Source organism: Gemmatimonas aurantiaca T-27, from assembly GCF_000010305.1.
GTDB classification, from domain to species: domain Bacteria; phylum Gemmatimonadota; class Gemmatimonadetes; order Gemmatimonadales; family Gemmatimonadaceae; genus Gemmatimonas; species Gemmatimonas aurantiaca.
Genome location: NC_012489.1, coordinates 2,839,117 through 2,855,705, shown reverse-complemented (window position 1 = coordinate 2,855,705; position 16,589 = coordinate 2,839,117). Strand labels below are relative to the sequence as shown.

Here is a 16,589-nt window from a genome sequence, read left to right as displayed (position 1 = left end):
GATCCCGCAGCCGTTCGATATCGACTGCCGGTGTATCGACGGCCAGATCGAGCTGCTCTCCAGCAACCGGCTTTCCGCCCGCGAACGGACTAGAACTGGCAGCCCGGGCAGAAGACCGTGCTGCGGCCGTCCACGGCGTGGGTGACCACGAGCCGTCGACCGCAGCGAGGGCAGGGTTCCCCGCCGCGTCCGTAGGCGGCCAGTTGCTCAACGAAGGTGCCACGCTCACCTCGCGCATCCCGATAGTCGCGGAAACTGGTGCCACGGGCCGCGATGCTCGCCGTCAGCACGTCGCGCAACGCGGTGTGCAGCCGTTCTGCCTCGGCAAACGTCAACGAGGAAGCTTCTCGGGAAGGATCGATGCCGGCGCGCCACAGGGCCTCGTTCGCGTAGATGTTGCCAACGCCGGCCAATCGCCGCTGATCCATCAAAACGACTTTGATGGACTGATGCGATAACCGAACACAACCCGAAAATGCAGTTGCGTCGAATGTTTGGTCAAGGGGCTCGGGGCCCAGCCCCGACGAATATTCGAGAAATCGCGCCTCTGGCATCAGCGCCACCGTGCCCAGCCGGCGCACGTCGCGATAGTGGAGGGTGCGACCATCGCCGAGAGACATCGCCACACAACTGTAGGCAAACTCGCTGGTCGGCAACGTGCCGTCGTCCACCAGCAGCCCACCAGTGAAGCGCGGCTGCACCACGAGGTGGCTGTTCTGCCTATCGGCCAGCGTGAGGTCGAGCACGATCAGCTTGGCGCGGCGCCACACCCGGGTGATGCGCCCACCAGACAAGGCGCTGCACAAATCCGCTGCGGCAATCTCACGCAGCACATCGGGGCGGGGCACCGAAACATCCCGCACCACGCTGCCCACCACCATCGCGTGCAGATCGCGCGCGATGGTCTCCGTTTCCGGCAGTTCAGGCAATCCGCGCGGCTTCCCGCCAGCCGATGTCGGACCGGAAAATTGCGCCATCGAACTCGATACGGGCCGCGGCATCACGACTGGCCCGCTGTGCGGCCGCAAAGGTGTCAGCCAGCGCCGTCACACCAAAGACACGACCTCCACTGGTGCGCAGGACGCCAGAGGCATCCCGACTCGTGCCAGCGTGGAACACCCGCACGTCACTACCGAAATCCGGAAGGGAAATCTCCGCTCCCTTGCGCGGCGCATCCGGATAGCCGCGCGATGCCACCACCGTGGTGACACTCGCCCCCGGACGCCACGTGAATGCCGACATGCTGCCGATCCGCGCGCCACGTGCCACGGCGAGCATCGGATCGAGCAGGCTGCTCGTGAGCATCGGCAAAATGGCCTGCGTTTCGGGATCGCCAAAGCGACAGTTGAACTCCACCACCTTGGGGCCATCGGGGGTGAGCATCAACCCGGCATACAGCAGCCCGGTGAACGGTGTGCCGCGCTTGCGCAGAGCATGCAATGTGGGCAACAGCACGCGTTCGGTCACGTCGTCCACCAACGCGGGCGTGGAGAACGACACCGGCGTGTACGCACCCATACCCCCGGTGTTCGGCCCCTCATCACCATCGAGCAGGCGCTTGTGGTCCTGCGCGCCGATCATGGGCAGGACGTCATAACCATCAGTGACCGCAAAGAGCGACAGCTCTTCACCCGTCATGAACGATTCCACGAGGCACTCGCTGCCCGCATCACCGAATGCCCGATCATCGAGAATCCGGTCGATGGCGTCGAATGCTTCCTTCTCACTCTGGCACACGATCACGCCCTTGCCAGCGGCCAGACCACTGGCCTTGATCACCACCGGCGCACCAAAACGCGCCCGCACCGCGTCCTTGGCCGACGCGGCGTCACGATGGGTTTCTGCGTGCGCCGTGGGAATGCCCGCTGCCATCATCAGCGCCTTCGTGTCGGCCTTCGATGTTTCGACCGTGGCCGCTCCCGCCGTTGGGCCAAAGGCAGGAATACGACGTTCCTGCAGATAGTCCACCACACCGGCCGCCAGCGGGGCCTCCGGGCCCACCACCACGAGATCAACCTGCTCACGCTCGGCGGCGGCGGCCACGATACGCGGGTCGTTCACGTCGATATCGATCATGCGACCCAACTCGGCGATGCCGGGATTGCCGGGCGCCGCGATCAATTCGATCGACGTGTTTTCACGCAGGAGCGTATCGGCGAGCGCGTGTTCACGGCCGCCGGAGCCGAGGAGGAGGATTTTCACTGCGGTCGTGGGGTTCGGGGAACGAGTAACGGGGTGACCTGCCGGATCCCGCGTGACGGCCACACGAAACGCATGGCCCACAACGCATGACTCGGCTGATCACCCCGGAACACTAAACCCGCGACCCGGACCCGTCCTAGTTCGTTGGCGGTGGCGCCGGGGCTGGTGGGGGCGGTGGTGGAGGCGGCGGCGGTGGCGCATCCGGTCCTGGTCCATCGCCCGCCGCGGCCGATGTAGCGGTTGCCGCCGCACGGAAGGCATCACGGAACGCGTCGGCGGCGCGGTTGATCACATCGCCGACCGTCTCTGCGGCGGCCTTCGCCTTGTCGGCGTAGTAATCGCGCGCGTCCTTGATGTCGTCGTGCAGTGGACGTTCAGCCTCTGACCCGCGACGGATGTAGTCGCCCCCTACGATGGTGCCGTACGCGCCTGTCTGTTCCCAGCGGCGCAGTTCACCCGCGCGCACCGTGTGGAACGGGTGTTCCCGCAACGCCGTATTGAGCGCCTTGAGCACGCTGTCCCATGCCGTGCCACCCAGCTCGTAGTCGGCAGCCTGTGCGAGGTAGGCATCGAGATCGATGCTGTCACCGTCTGCCCGTCCGCCGGCGAGCTTGAGAAACGTCATGAGACTGGCCCGCGTGTCCTGCGTGCCGAGCATGCCGGCGCGATCGGCCGAAAGCTCCGACTTGCGGTACCACTCGAGCAGAGCCAGTTGGAACGGCAACAGTGCGATGGAGGCAAGCAGGGGCAGGGCGCTCATGCCGAAGAACAGCACGATCAGCGCAATGGTGCGATACGTCGTGCGCCCGGTCATGATGTGGCCGAGCTGCTGGGCGAGCACGAAGCGCTGCTCATCGGGTTCGAGCAGTTCCAACGTGCCCGAGCTGATCACGATGAACGGCTGGTCGAATCCAACGGCGCCGGCGTTGGCGATCGGGGTTTGTGCCACATAGAGCTGCGGCGCCGGCAGGCCGGCGTTAGGCCAGTCGAGCGTGGCCAGAACTTCCTGGTACAGCGCGTGAAGTCGGGGGCGTTGCGTCGGGCCAACAAGGACCGCGTCGCCGAGGAAGAGGTTTCGGACGCCGCGCTCGCCAAAGACGCTGGCGATCTTGCGGACGACTTCATCGAAACCGGGAAGGGCGCGCAGGGTCTGCAGCGCCGCGCGATCGGCCGGGTGCTCCCAGCTGACCGACGAAATCTGCGTAAGCGGGGTGGTGGGCATGGGAATCCCTACGGCGGGCGCGGGGATTGGTTCCAGCCAGCGGTTTGGGGGTCGGGCGCCGGTTTGCGGTGACCTCCCTGGCTACGGACCCGGGGCCCGAGTCTGGTGACTCGAGCCCCGGCAGTTCACTTCCCAATCCGTGCTTCGCGACTCACAGCCCTTCGAGCGCCTGCTCGAGATCCGCAATCAGGTCCTCGGTGTCCTCAATGCCGCAGCTCAGGCGTACCATCCCGTCCGTCAGCCCCATCGCTTGCTTCACATCGGCCGGGACTGAGCCGTGGGTCATCGAGTACGGGTGATTGGTGAGGCTCTCTACACCGCCCAGGGATTCCGCCAACGAGAAAACTCGGACCCGCTCGAGGAACCGGCGGGCGTTGTCGATGGAGCCCAGTTCGAGCGTCATCATGCCGCCAAACGCCGACATCTGCTGTTTGGCCAGTTCGTGGTGTGGATGATGGGCCAATCCCGGATAGATCACGCGCTCCTCACCCAGGCGACCGAGGAGGAAGTTGGCGACCGCGCGGCCATTGATGTCGTGCTGCTTCATGCGCAGGGGCAGCGTCTTGGTGCCACGCAGGGCCAGCCAGGCGTCGAAGGGGCCGGGCACGGCACCCGCGGCGTTCAGGATGAACTGCAGGCGATCCGCGAGGTCGTCCTCAAGAACCACTGCGAGGCCGCCGATCATATCAGAGTGACCGTTGATGTACTTCGTGGTCGAGTGCCAGACGATATCGGCACCGAGCTCCAACGGACGCTGGAAGACCGGCGTCGCGAAGGTGTTGTCCACGATCAGCAGGGCCTGGTGCCGCTTGGCGATGTCGCTCATGGCACGAAGATCGGTGAGCCGCATCAGCGGATTGGTCGGCGTCTCCACGAGGAGCGCCCGTGTGGCCGGAGTCATGGCCTCGGCCACCCGCTGTGGATCACTGGTGTCCACGTACGAGAAGGACAGTCCCAGATGGCGCAGGATTCGATCGAACAGCCGGAATGTGCCGCCGTAGACATTTTCGGCACACACAATGTGATCGCCGGCACGGAACAGTTTCATGATCGAATCGAGGCATCCCATGCCGCTGCTGAAGGCGAAGCCGTGCCGGCCGCCTTCAAGCGTCGCCACATTGCGCTCGAGCGCCTGGCGCGTGGGGTTCTTTCCGCGAGCGTACTCGTACCCCTTGTTGACGCCGATGCTCTCCTGCACGTAGGTGGACGTGAGGTAGAGCGGCGTCATGATGGCGCCCGAGACTTCGTCGGGGCGTTGGCCAGCGTGGATGGCGCGCGTGGCGAGGCCACCCGCAAGATCTTCGTCGTAAATGCGCGTCATGGGCTTCGTGTCGTTCGGGGAGAGTTGTCCGGGGAAGCTATCCGCCCGGCCGCTGCGGGGCGAGCAGCGAAGGGCCATCCCGGTCGGCGCGGGGCAGCTCGCCAAGGGGCGGGCGAACCACCGGTGGTGATCTGGCCGGATTGGCCGCGTGATCCCAAGCCGGCCGCGTGATGAACATGCATTACGCGCTCACGGGTGAGCTGCGCCGATGTCTCATTGTGGATGACGAACCCTCGATGCGTGGCATTCTCCGTCGTTTGATGACGGCGGAAGGGTTCGAATGTCTCGAGGCATCGTCGGGAAGCGAAGCACTGGAACGGCTCGCCGCCGAACCCGTGCCGTTGATGCTCTCCGATTTCCACATGCCGGGCATGGACGGTGCGGAACTGCTACGGCAGGTCCGGGAACGGTGGCCGCACACCGCCGTCGTCATGATCACCGCGATCTCCGATGTGAACCTCGCCGTGCGCTGTCTCGACAGTGGGGCGCTCGACTATCTCACGAAGCCGTTCTCGATCGAAGAAGTGCGCGCCCGTGTGGCACAGGCGCTCGAGAAACGTCGGTTGTTGCTGGAGAACCAGGCGTATCGGGATCATCTGGAAGAGCGGGTGTCGCTGCAGGCGCGCAAATACGAAGAGCTCTTCCTGGCGTCGTTGCAATCACTGGCCGATGCACTGGAAGTGAAAGACGCCTACACGTGGGGACACTCGACCCGAGTTTCGCGATATGCGGTGGCGATTGCCCGTGAACTGGGCGTGCCGTCGCCGCGACTGGAACAACTGGAGCTGGGCAGTCGTTTGCATGACATCGGCAAGATCGGGGTGCGCGAAGGCATCCTGAACAAGGAGGGGCCGCTGACCGATGAGGAATATCTCCATGTGATGGAGCATCCGGTCATCGGCTGGCGCCTGCTGTCGCCGCTGCTGCAGGAGATGCCGCATGCGCTGGCCGTCGTACGGTCTCATCATGAACGTTTCGACGGGTGTGGCAGCCCGGATGCACTGCGGGCCGGAGATATTCCGCTCGAAGCGCGCATCACCGCCGTGGCCGATTCGTTCGATGCCATGACCAGTGGCCGCCCGTATCGTGATGGCATGCCGGTGGACGAGGCGATCGCCGAACTACGTCAGTGCTCCGGCACGCAGTTCGATCCGCAATGTGTCGCGGCCTTCGAACAGGCCATCGCACGCCAGACCTTCCCGCTGCCGGATTGGTCAGTGCGGCGTCAGACGCGTCTGCAGATCGTCGCCTGACGTGACCAGGCGCGTCGGGGCCAGTGCCTCGATGCGTGTACGGTCTTCAGCGGGCAGGACAAAGACCTGTCCACCGTACAGCAGCGGCGCGGCCACACCGGCCACGAGCAGGTCGATATCGATATGCGGCATGATGGTGCAGGTGCGATCCACCGGCGTGAGCGCGGCGTTCCGGCCAAAATCGCGCGCGTGTTGCAGCAGTTGGCGATGCGTGTGCACCGTCTGCGCCGGGCCGGCAATGAGTAGGCAGGGTTCGTCGCGCCCCTCCGCTTCCCGATCGCCTTCGAGCGAAAGGCCGAAGTGTGATCCGAGGTCGACGGAGAGTTCCCGGTCGGCCACGCGCACCACGGCATGCGCTGGAGCCTGGTCGAGCAGGACCAGCGCGATCGTTCCGAGAAGATGCTGAGGCAGGCAATCCGCCAGGTCGGTGGTCGTGAACAGCGCACCGATGTGGTGTTGTGGCACATCGGTGACCAGTGTGTCCACCGGCGTCTTCGGATCGATCCAGACCAGCGCCCGACCATCCGACGCTGCCAGGGCCGTGAGTAGGCCGCTGCCAGCCGGCAGCAGGGCCGCTGCCGACTTGCCGGCCAGTGCCCGCACCAATGGGGCGCAGCGCTGTAGCAGCGTGATGCCGGCAGCGACCGAAGCGCTGACCTCGACCTGATCGAGGTGACCACCACCGGCGGCGAGCGCGAAGGGGAAGAGGGCGAGTGGATCAGACATGACGGACGATATCGGACTCGCGGTCAAAAGTGGGAGCGGATACCGAGACTGTAACGCGTGTCACAGCTGCGCGTCTTATTCCAGATAAGCTGTGCGCGGGGGCTTCAGAGGCGTTTCGCTCGACAGGCGCATCTTGGTATGGATGAGCTGGCTGAGTTGCAGATGACGACCCGTGGTTCCAGTCGTGTGACGTGCCTAGCTTGCACGCGTGCACGATCGCACAGCGCAGGCGTAGCATTCAGAATTGAGGAGCCTCATGGCGTTTGATGGGTTGATGGTGAGCGTGTCGGGTGTGCGCGGTCGGGTTGGTGACGCGCTCACACCGGAAGTCATCGCGACATTTGCTGCGGCGTTTGGTGCGTGGGCTTCACGCACGGGAAATCGCCGTGTGGTGGTGGGGCGCGACAGTCGTGTCTCCGGGCCGATGTTCACGCGTATCGTACACGGCGCGCTCGAATCGGTCGGATGCACGGTCATCGATATCGGCATGGTTCCGACGCCCACGATTCAGCTCGCGGTCGAACATCATCATGCCGCGGGTGGCCTTGGCATCACGGCGAGCCACAACCCGATCGAATGGAACGCGCTCAAGTTCATCGGACCGTCCGGTCTGTTCCTCTCTGCTGCCGAAGGCGCGGAGATGCGGTCTTTGTTGGAGCGGGGCATCCCGCGCGCCACGTGGGACCAACTGGGAAGCATCGAGCAGGACGATGATGCGATCAATCGTCATATCGCGCAGGTGTTGGCATTGCCCTGGCTCGATGTGCCTGGCATTCGCGCGCGACGTTTCCGGGTGGCGCTGGATTGCTGTCATGGGGCCGGCAGCGTGATCATGCCTGCGTTGCTCACCGAACTCGGTTGTGAAGTGTACGCCATCAACATGGAAGCGGATGGGCGTTTCCATCGTCCGCCGGAACCCGTGGCGGAAAACCTTGGCGAACTCGAAGCGCTCGTGCGTGGCTCCAACGCCGACATCGGATTCGCCACCGATCCCGATGTCGACCGCCTGGCACTGGTGCTCGACGATGGCAAGGCGCCGGGCGAGGACTACACGCTGGCGTTTGCGGCTCGTACGGTGCTGCGGCACCGGCCGGGCCCCGTGGTGACCAATCTGTCCACCAGCAAGGTGGTGTCCGATGTGGCGCATGAACTGGGCGTGCCGTTCCACTTCGCCAGTGTCGGTGAGGTGAACGTGGCCATCGCCATGCGTGATGCCGGCGCCACGATCGGTGGTGAAGGCAATGGGGGGGTCATCCTGCCCGAGTTGCATCTGGGACGTGATGCGCCGGTAGGCGCCGCGCTCATGTTGCAGGTGATGCTCGAAGAAGGCCGGCCGTTGTCGGCGTTGGTTGCCGATCGCCCGCGGTATGTGATTGTGAAAGACAAGCTCGATCGCCCGGATGCGCCGCTCGATACGGTGTATGCGGCGCTCCGGGCTGCATTTCCGGATGCCTCGGCAGACACGCAGGACGGCCTGCGTCTCGACTGGCCGGACCGTTGGGTGCACCTGCGCCCGTCGGGCACCGAGCCCATCGTGCGCGTGATTGCCGAAGCCCCCACCGACGCCGCGGCGCGTCATCTGATTTCGCAGGCCCGCGAGCCGCTCGACGCGCTCGTTTCCCTTTGACCTGACCGACCATGTGCGGAATTGTTGGCTACGTAGGTGACCGGATCGCGACGCCGATGCTGGTCGAAGGCCTCAAGCGGCTGGAGTATCGCGGCTATGATTCGGCCGGTGTGGCGATCATGAATGGCAAGGGGGTCGAGACGCGGCGTGCCGCCGGCAAGATCTCGCGCCTCGAGTCGGTCATCGCGGCCGATCCGCCGCTCGGCACCATGGGCATCGCGCACACGCGCTGGGCCACCCATGGTCCGCCAACGGAAACGAATGCGCACCCCCACGTCAGCCAGAACGGCAAGATCGCGGTGGTGCACAACGGCATCATTGAAAACGCCACCGTGCTCAAGGCGGGACTCGAATCACGTGGGTACGTGTTCAAGTCGGACACGGACACGGAGGTGTTGGCTCACCTCATCGAGGCGGCCTATGCGGGCAACCTCGAAGCGGCGGTGATCGAAGCACTGAGCCAGGTGGACGGCACGTACGGCATCGCCGTGATCTCCAGCGACGAGAAGGAGAAGATCGTGGCGGCCCGCAAGGGCAGTCCGCTGCTGCTCGGCATCGGCGAAGGGGAGTACTACATCGCGTCCGATGCGTCGGCCATCCTGTCGCACACGCGCCATGTGGTCTATCTCGATGACGGTGATATCGCGGTGCTCACGCGCGACGGCTACAAGGTGGTCGATCTCGACTCGACGTTGCAGGAAAAGCCGGTCACACGCATCGAGTGGGATCTGGCGCAGATCGAGCGCGGCGGATACCCGCACTTCATGCTCAAGGAGATTTTCGAGCAGCCGACCACGGTGGAAAACACCATGCGTGGCCGCCTCATTCTCGAAGAAGGGTTCTCCAAGCTGGGTGGCCTCAATATCCCGAAGGAAGAGCTGCTCGCCGTCGACAACATCATCATCACGGCGTGTGGCACCAGTTGGCACTCGGCGCTCATCGGCGAAATGATGATCGAAGAGCTCTGCCGCATCCCGGTGGAAGTGGAGTACGCCTCGGAGTTCCGCTACCGCAATCCGATTGTCACGCCGCGCACGTTGTGCATCGTGATTTCGCAGTCCGGCGAGACGGCGGATACACTCGCCGCCATGCGTGAAGCCAAGCGTCGTGGTGCACGTACGCTCGGTCTCGTGAACGTGGTGGGATCCACCATCGCCCGCGAAGACGATGGCGGCATCTACCTGCACGCCGGACCGGAAATCGGCGTGGCCTCCACCAAGGCGTTCACGAGTCAGGTGGTGGCGCTGGCCCTGTTCACGCTCAAGCTCGCGCGTCTGCGTGACATGAGCGTGGAGCGCGGCCGCGAACTCGCGCAGGCGCTCGCCAAGCTGCCCGAACAGATCCAGAGTATTCTCGATCGGGCGGGTGAGATCGAAGAGGTGGCCGAGGAATTCAAGCGCGCTTCGAATTTCCTGTACCTGGGCCGTGGCTACAATTTCCCGGCGGCACTCGAGGGTGCCCTCAAGCTCAAGGAAATCTCGTACATCCACGCCGAAGGGTATCCGGCGGCCGAAATGAAGCACGGCCCCATCGCCCTCATCGACGAGATGATGCCGGTGGTGTGCATCGCGCCACATGACTCGGTGTTCGACAAGATCACGTCGAACATCCAGGAAGTGAAAGCGCGTAAGGGCAAGATCATTGCCATCACCACCCGCGATGAACCGTCGCTGGCGGGCAAGCTCGACTACGAGTTCCGTGTGCCGGAGACGGTGGATCTGCTCACGCCGATCCTGGCGTCGATTCCGTTGCAGTTGCTGGCCTACTACATCGCCGTGAAGCGGGGGTGCAACGTGGACCAGCCGCGCAACCTGGCCAAGAGCGTCACGGTCGAATAACAACCGATCATGCACAACGCCCCGGTGTCGCACTGCGCGACACCGGGGCGTTTGTCATCGGGAGTGCCAGCGCTCAGCGCTCTGATGTGCCGCTCTGCATCAATCGGGATCTGAGCGTCGTTTCTCCGGCAAGGCGTTCATCCTGGGCCAGCGCCGCATCGGCCACCGCGCCCGCATCGAGCAATCGATGCACGATGGCACGGTATGCCTCGACCGGCGTGCGACCGTCTTCCAGCCATGCATGCAGGGCCCACACGAGGGGCGTCGTGCCGTATCGTGTGTCCATGCGATGCACGGACGCGCCGCGCTCGAGCAGCATCGCCACCAACGCTTCATGTCCCGCGTAGCAGGCGGTGTGCAGCGCCGTTTCCCCGCCGTTGGGATCGGGGGTGTCCACGGGGAGCCCATGATCCAGCATGGTCGCAATGGCCGCACCACGGCCGTACCAGGCGGCCATCTGCATGGCCTCACCGGCAGCCCTGTCGTCGGGCGTTTGCCGGCTCAGGTGGGCCTCCAGGGGCTCCACGAGCCCCATCCCGGCCAGTTCGTCGAGTCGCAGGGCAATGCCGCGGGCTACACAGAGTGCTCCCACGTGCGCGGCGGCCTCCGGACAGCCATTGGCCAGTGCGCTGCGCACCATGCCCGCCACCACGGGCGCACCGCGCGCCACCAACAGGTCTGTGAGCGCGAGTTGCACCCCAGCGGCCCTTGGATGGGCGCTCGTGACGACGAGCCCCAGCGTGTCCGCCCCACCGCCATAGACCTCGCAGGTGGCGTTCACATCAGCACCGGCGTCGAGCAGTGCGGTGGCGATCACGACAATGTTGGCGGGGGTACGTTGCCGGTAGTTCTCCACGCCGTTGGCCGACACGTAGTGCAGCAGTGTGGCTTCATGTTCTCGCGTGGATCGAGCACGGACCAACGCCGGATGGGCCCGGAGCAGCAACAACAGCGTCGACAGATCACCACGCACAATAGCGTCGGCGGCCTGTTCGAAGATCGCGCTGGTGGATTGGTCGTTGGCGGCGTCGGTGAGATGCCGGACGAATCGCGGCCAACTGGGAAACCCGTGCGCACGCGCAATGACGAACTGCGCCTGATGCAGCGCCGCATCATCCGTGGCCAGGCGTTGGCGGGCAAAGTGTGTCACCTGCTGCGCGGCCCGATCCCGATCTCTGGTGTCGGCCTGGTTGTCGGCGGTGGCCTGGCCCGGTGCCGACTGTGCACGCCAGAGCGCGTCCACCCACTGGCGAGCCCAGATCTCGACGGCCTCGCCGCCGGCGTGATATGCCCGTACCAGGTCCTTGGCCCGGGTGCGGTACTGCTGCGTGTCGGGACGCTGGGGGAGCGGCAGGACGTCCTGCGGATTGGGATACATGCGAATCTCCTTTCATCGCGCCCGGAGTCCGCACTGATCGGGCTGAAAGAAGGTTCGAATGACGGCCTTCTGTGTGGGTGGGCACGGCCCTTTTCGCGGACTGAATGCGCCCCTCGCGCCCCACAAGGTTATCGCCTTCACGCGCTGCCGGCCATCTCCTCGACAACCTTGGCGGGCTCCGCGTACCGGGCTGGTCGACGGCGGGGCTGGCGCGCAGCATTCAGGATGCCCGAGCTCCCCGATGTGATGATCTACGTGGAACGCCTCGAAGCGACCGTCGTGGGACAGGCTCCCAGTGCGGTACGGGTGCACAATCCGTTTGTCCTGCGATCCGTGACGCCGCCACTCTCCGCCTTCGAGCATCGGGAGATTCTCGGTGTGCGGCGCCTGGGCAAGCGCATCGTGTTGCAGTTCACCGAGGAGTTCGCGCTGGTGGTGCACTTGATGATCGCCGGCCGTTTGCGCTGGCGGCCGCCGGACAAACGCATCGCGGGCAAACTGGCTCTGGCCAGCCTCGAGTTTGCGCACGGCACGCTGTATCTCACGGAGGCGGGCACAAAACGCCGGGCCTCGTTGCATGCGGTGCAGGGCGTCCCATCGCTGCAGTCTTTCGATCGTGGTGGGCTCGAGCCGTTGACCTGCACCGTTGGCGAATTGGCCACCGTGTTGCGAGCCGAGAACCATACGATCAAACGATCCCTCACCGACCCTCGGCTGTTGAGCGGCATCGGCAACGCGTATTCGGACGAGATGCTGCATGCGGCGCAGCTCTCCCCGATGGTGCTCACGAGTCGGCTGGGAGACGAAGACATCGCGCGCTTGCATGCCGCCATGCAACACACGCTGCGGACCTGGACCGACCGGCTGCGGCAGGAGACGGGCAACGGGTTTCCCGAGACGGTGACCGCCTTTCATGACGAGATGGCGGTGCATGGGCGATTCGGGAAGGCCTGCCCCGTGTGTGCGGCACCGGTTCAGCGTATCCGGTATGCGGACAACGAGACCAACTACTGCGCTCGCTGCCAGACCGGCGGGCGCGTGCTGGCCGATCGGGCCCTGTCTCGCCTGCTGAAAGACGACTTCCCACGGACTCTCGACGAACTGGCGGACTGACCCGGGCTCCCCGCGCCCTGACGGAGCCCATCCCACAGCTAGCGTCCGGATTTCGTTATCTTTCGAGGCTATGACCGATGCTGTCACGCCCGAACTGCCGCCGGACCAGGCCAGCAGTGATGTCGACGAAACGCGACTGTCGCGGGAGATCTCCCGCCGCCGCACCTTCGCCATCATTTCACACCCTGACGCCGGTAAGACGACACTCACCGAAAAGCTGCTGTTGTACGGTGGCGCCATTCACCTGGCGGGCTCGGTCAAGGCGCGTCGCGCTACCCGACACGCCACGTCCGACTGGATGAAGCTGGAGCAGGAACGCGGTATCTCGGTCACGAGCTCGGTGCTGCAGTTCGAGTTCATGGGCTACCAGCTCAACCTGCTCGATACACCAGGTCACGAAGACTTTTCGGAAGACACGTATCGCACGCTGGTGGCGGCCGACAGCGCCATCATGCTGCTGGACAATCGGCGTGGCGTCGAAGAGCGCACCCGCCAGTTGTTCGATGTGTGCAAGATGCGGCGCACGCCGATCTTCACACTGGTCAACAAGTGCGATCGGCACGGAGAAGATCCGCTCAAGCTGATCCAGGACGTCGAAGCGGACCTGGGCATCGATTGTTATGCCGCGACCTGGCCGGTGTTCGAGAACGATGTGTTCGTGGGGGTCTACGACCGCCTCAAGCGCGAAGTGCACCTGTTCGAACGCAGCGGGGATCGTGGTGCCACGCGCGCCGACGACACCATCGTCAGCATCGACGATCCGCAGCTCATCGAAGCCATGGGGGAATCGGCGTTCGATCGCCTGATGACGGACATCGAGTTGCTGGATGCCGCGGGACACACCTATGAGCACGACCGTGTAATCGATGGGTCGCTGACGCCGGTGTTTTTTGGTTCGGCACTCACGAACTTCGGCATCGAGCCGTTTCTCCGCGAGTTCCTCGAACTCGCCCCTCCGCCAGGTCCGCGGGAATCCAACCTCGGCCCGGTGGCACCGGAGCGCTCCGACTTCACGGGCTTCGTGTTCAAGATCCAGGCGAACATGGATCCCAAGCACCGCGATCGTGTGGCCTTCCTGCGTATCGTGTCCGGCCATTTCGAAGCCGGCATGCAGGTGGTGCATCAGCGTACGGGAAAGCCGATGCGTCTCGCCTCACCGCAGCAGTTCATGGCCCGTGATCGGGTGGCCATCGAAGACGCCTGGCCCGGTGATGTGATCGGCGTGATGGATCGTGGCAACCTGCGCATCGGCGACACCCTGGGCGGCGATGGCAAGTTGGAGTTCCAGGGCATTCCGCGTTTTGCGCCTGAACACTTCGCACGGGCCACGCCGGCCGATCCGATGAAGCGCAAGCAGTTCGATATCGGCTTGCGGCAGCTCACCGAAGAGGGCGCTGCGCAGGTGTTCTTTGCGGAGACCAGTGCGGGGTCGCAGCCCATTGTGGGTGCGGTGGGGCAACTGCAGTTCGACGTGATGGCGTTCCGTCTGGAGTACGAGTACTCCGCACCCTGCAAGTTCGAGAAGATGAACCATCGCTGGCCGCGTTGGCTCACTGGCAAGCCGGCCGATGTGGAACGGGTGGCGACGGGTCTTGGTCGCATGAAGGTGTACGACCACAAGGGGCATGTGGTGGTGCTGTTTCAGGACCAGTGGGCGCTACGTCGTGCACTGCAGCACGAGACATCCGTGCAGTTCCACGAGACGGCTCCCTGACACGCTGAACAGATCCGCAGCAAACGAAACGGGGCGGCGAGCCAGATACTGTGCTCGCCGCCCCGTTTTACGTCACCCTTCGCGCACTCAGTCTTCGGCTGCCGCCGCGCGTGCGATCACGTCGATCTGACGGCCCACGTGACCGATGACAAAGCCACCATCTTCGGTGGACGCAAAGTAGATGCGCAGGCACGTCACCGGGTTGCTGCCCTTGCGCAACTGATCTGCGCATTCGACTTCACGATCGCTGTCACGGAAGACATACGGTGTCTTGCGCGCCGGGTCACTCGGGCCCGGAGAATAGTCGACGCCGAGATCGGCAAAGACTTCACCAAGCGGACGGCTCAGCGCGCGGTCCTGACGACGACGGCCGACTTCGCCGAGCGCCTTGAGGTACGACCACGCCGTGTCCGGATCGGGGAACTCCGATTCCCGTGACGAGGTGAATGCCGACGGCAGGATACGCAGCGCATCGGAATACAACGCCTGTGCACGTTCCACCGCTTCCAATACCGACTGCGGTGCATCGCTTGCCGGCTTGGAGATCGGCTGACGCTCCTTGAGTGCAGCCAACGTGGTGCGCAGCGAGCGCGCCGAGGAGCGCTCCGTTTCGAGCGACTGCCGTGATTCGTTCAGCCGTTCCCGCGTACGGGCCAGCTCACCTTCTGCAGCGCGCACCGCTTCTTCCAACTGGCGCACGATCGCGATGAGCTGCGTCTTGTCCATCTCCACGCCCGACTCGGCCGCGGCGAGGGCTTCCGTGGCATCTGGACGCTTGCTGTAGGACGCACTGCGCAGATCACGCAGCGTGTCGGCGACGACCGGATCGGAGAACGGACGCTGCACCGAGACTTCGGCCAGACGCTGCACGAGCCGACGACGCTCGCCCGGCAAGGCCAGGGCGCGTGCCAGCACCAGCGGATGCTGGAACGGGTCGGCTTCGAGCGTGAAGCCGGGCAGGTACGCGCGGGCCGAGCCGAGGAACACACTGCGCGCATGACCGCCAACGGCGTCGGAGAGCGCGAAGGTGTCAGCGTGGCGCAACTGGAAGCACAAGCCAAGACCGATCATCTCGGCGGCAAACTGCTCGGGCGGCAACACGTAGCCACCGTCGGGCAGTTCCGTGAGCAGCAGGACCGGCATGGTACGCGCCGGGTCACACAGCACGAAGCGCACGAACGCGTCGAGCGTTCCCGCTTCGAGCTGCGTCGGCGTGCGCTGCAATGGACCGTCGTTGGACACCAGCGTGAACGTGGCGTCGAGTTCCGACAGCAGGCGCGGAGGCCGCACTGGCGGCGGTGCGCCATTCGGCGCTCCACCTTCCGTGCCCACGCGAATGTTCACCTGGCGATGCACGACCCCGGCGGCATTCTGTGACGTGACATAGGTCACGTGTGTGGACCACTGCAAAGAGCGATCAAGCGGGTCCGGCGCATGCACCACGATGTCGGCCAGCGATGCGCCGTCATTCCGGAATGGCGCCCATCGCAGGATGCGGCCGCCATCGAGGGTGTGATTTGAGGGGGAATCCCAGGACAGTGGCTGTCCCTGATCCAACCCGAGCCACGCCACACACGCGGCGAGGAACGCAGCATCAGCATCTGTTGCCGCGAGACGCGGCGTCAGATCAAAATGGAGAGCAAGACGTGGTTGCACGGCGGTCGTTGATTGCAATGTCTCCGGTCTTTCGTGTTCACGGGACCGAAGCCAAACTCTATGCTATGCGAATACTACTCCAACGAGTGAAGTCTGCTGAAGTGCGAATTCGCGCGGAATCGCCCGAAAGCCCTACCCGGGTCTCCGGACGGATTCACGCCGGATATTTGCTGCTGGTCGGCTTCACCCATGGCGATACCGACACAGAACTCGAATGGATGACGGACAAGGTCATCTGCCTCCGTCTGTTCCCCGACGAAGAGCAGCGCATGAATCGCGACATCCAGGAACACGGCGGTGCACTGCTGGTCGTATCGCAGTTCACCCTCTATGCCGATGTCCGCAAGGGACGTCGCCCCAGCTTCATCGATGCAGCCAAACCCGAACCTGCTGAAGTGTTATATAACCGATTCGTGATGGGTTTGCGACAGCGGGGGCTGCAGGTGGAGACCGGCGAATTCGGCGCCATGATGGACGTGGAACTCGTCAATGATGGGCCCGTCACAATCCTGATCGAACGGGATGCCGGTCCTGAGTGA

Annotated in this window: 13 protein-coding genes; 6 read left to right on the top strand and 7 right to left on the bottom strand. The window is 64.5% G+C overall.

What is annotated here, in order from left to right; translation table 11 throughout:
* Positions 1-89: 89 nt before the first annotated feature.
* From mutM to GAU_RS12515, 4 genes are all read right to left on the bottom strand, one after another.
* Positions 90-977, bottom strand: coding sequence for a bifunctional DNA-formamidopyrimidine glycosylase/DNA-(apurinic or apyrimidinic site) lyase (gene mutM / locus GAU_RS12530; RefSeq protein ID WP_052574419.1), 888 nt, complete (start codon positions 975-977; stop codon positions 90-92).
* The gene (gene purD / locus GAU_RS12525) at positions 922-2,202 is read right to left on the bottom strand and encodes a phosphoribosylamine--glycine ligase (RefSeq protein ID WP_015894244.1); all 1,281 of its coding nucleotides are present in this window, start codon (positions 2,200-2,202) and stop codon (positions 922-924) included. The genes mutM and purD overlap by 56 nt, the downstream gene beginning before the upstream one ends.
* Positions 2,203-2,338: 136 nt before the next feature.
* Positions 2,339-3,424, bottom strand: coding sequence for a M48 family metallopeptidase (locus GAU_RS12520; protein WP_015894243.1), 1,086 nt, complete (start codon positions 3,422-3,424; stop codon positions 2,339-2,341).
* A 151-nt stretch (positions 3,425-3,575) separates the two neighbouring features.
* Complete coding sequence (locus tag GAU_RS12515) at positions 3,576-4,745, bottom strand: trans-sulfuration enzyme family protein (protein ID WP_015894242.1); 1,170 nt, start codon at positions 4,743-4,745, stop codon at positions 3,576-3,578.
* Positions 4,746-4,915: 170 nt separating this feature from the next.
* Between GAU_RS12515 and GAU_RS12510 the strand changes: the two genes are divergently transcribed.
* Positions 4,916-5,998 (top strand): HD domain-containing phosphohydrolase, encoded by a 1,083-nt coding sequence (locus GAU_RS12510; protein WP_169307673.1) that lies wholly within the window; start codon positions 4,916-4,918, stop codon positions 5,996-5,998.
* Here GAU_RS12510 and GAU_RS12505 read toward each other — a convergent pair.
* Positions 5,960-6,724, bottom strand: coding sequence for a hypothetical protein (locus GAU_RS12505; RefSeq protein ID WP_015894240.1), 765 nt, complete (start codon positions 6,722-6,724; stop codon positions 5,960-5,962). The genes GAU_RS12510 and GAU_RS12505 overlap by 39 nt on opposite strands.
* 256 nt (positions 6,725-6,980) lie before the next feature.
* On the opposite strand from GAU_RS12505, the gene glmM reads away from it, so the two are divergent.
* On the top strand, positions 6,981-8,351 hold the full coding sequence (gene glmM, locus GAU_RS12500; protein ID WP_015894239.1) for a phosphoglucosamine mutase: 1,371 nt from the start codon (positions 6,981-6,983) through the stop codon (positions 8,349-8,351).
* An 11-nt stretch (positions 8,352-8,362) separates the two neighbouring features.
* Positions 8,363-10,189, top strand: a complete 1,827-nt coding sequence (gene glmS, locus GAU_RS12495; RefSeq protein WP_015894238.1) for a glutamine--fructose-6-phosphate transaminase (isomerizing) — start codon at positions 8,363-8,365, stop codon at positions 10,187-10,189.
* Positions 10,190-10,262: 73 nt separating this feature from the next.
* Here the strand turns inward: glmS and GAU_RS22630 are convergent, their stop codons facing one another.
* Positions 10,263-11,567 (bottom strand): ankyrin repeat domain-containing protein, encoded by a 1,305-nt coding sequence (locus GAU_RS22630; RefSeq protein ID WP_015894237.1) that lies wholly within the window; start codon positions 11,565-11,567, stop codon positions 10,263-10,265.
* Positions 11,568-11,792: 225 nt separating this feature from the next.
* On the opposite strand from GAU_RS22630, the gene GAU_RS12485 reads away from it, so the two are divergent.
* Complete coding sequence (locus GAU_RS12485) at positions 11,793-12,680, top strand: Fpg/Nei family DNA glycosylase (RefSeq protein ID WP_015894236.1); 888 nt, start codon at positions 11,793-11,795, stop codon at positions 12,678-12,680.
* A gap of 70 nt (positions 12,681-12,750) precedes the next feature.
* A complete protein-coding gene (locus GAU_RS12480) occupies positions 12,751-14,394 on the top strand; it encodes a peptide chain release factor 3 (RefSeq protein ID WP_015894235.1) in 1,644 nt (547 codons plus the stop codon).
* An 87-nt stretch (positions 14,395-14,481) separates the two neighbouring features.
* Here the strand turns inward: GAU_RS12480 and GAU_RS12475 are convergent, their stop codons facing one another.
* Positions 14,482-16,050, bottom strand: coding sequence for a hypothetical protein (locus GAU_RS12475; protein ID WP_015894234.1), 1,569 nt, complete (start codon positions 16,048-16,050; stop codon positions 14,482-14,484).
* A gap of 65 nt (positions 16,051-16,115) precedes the next feature.
* Between GAU_RS12475 and dtd the strand changes: the two genes are divergently transcribed.
* Positions 16,116-16,589, top strand: coding sequence for a D-aminoacyl-tRNA deacylase (dtd, locus tag GAU_RS12470; protein WP_041265510.1), 474 nt, complete (start codon positions 16,116-16,118; stop codon positions 16,587-16,589).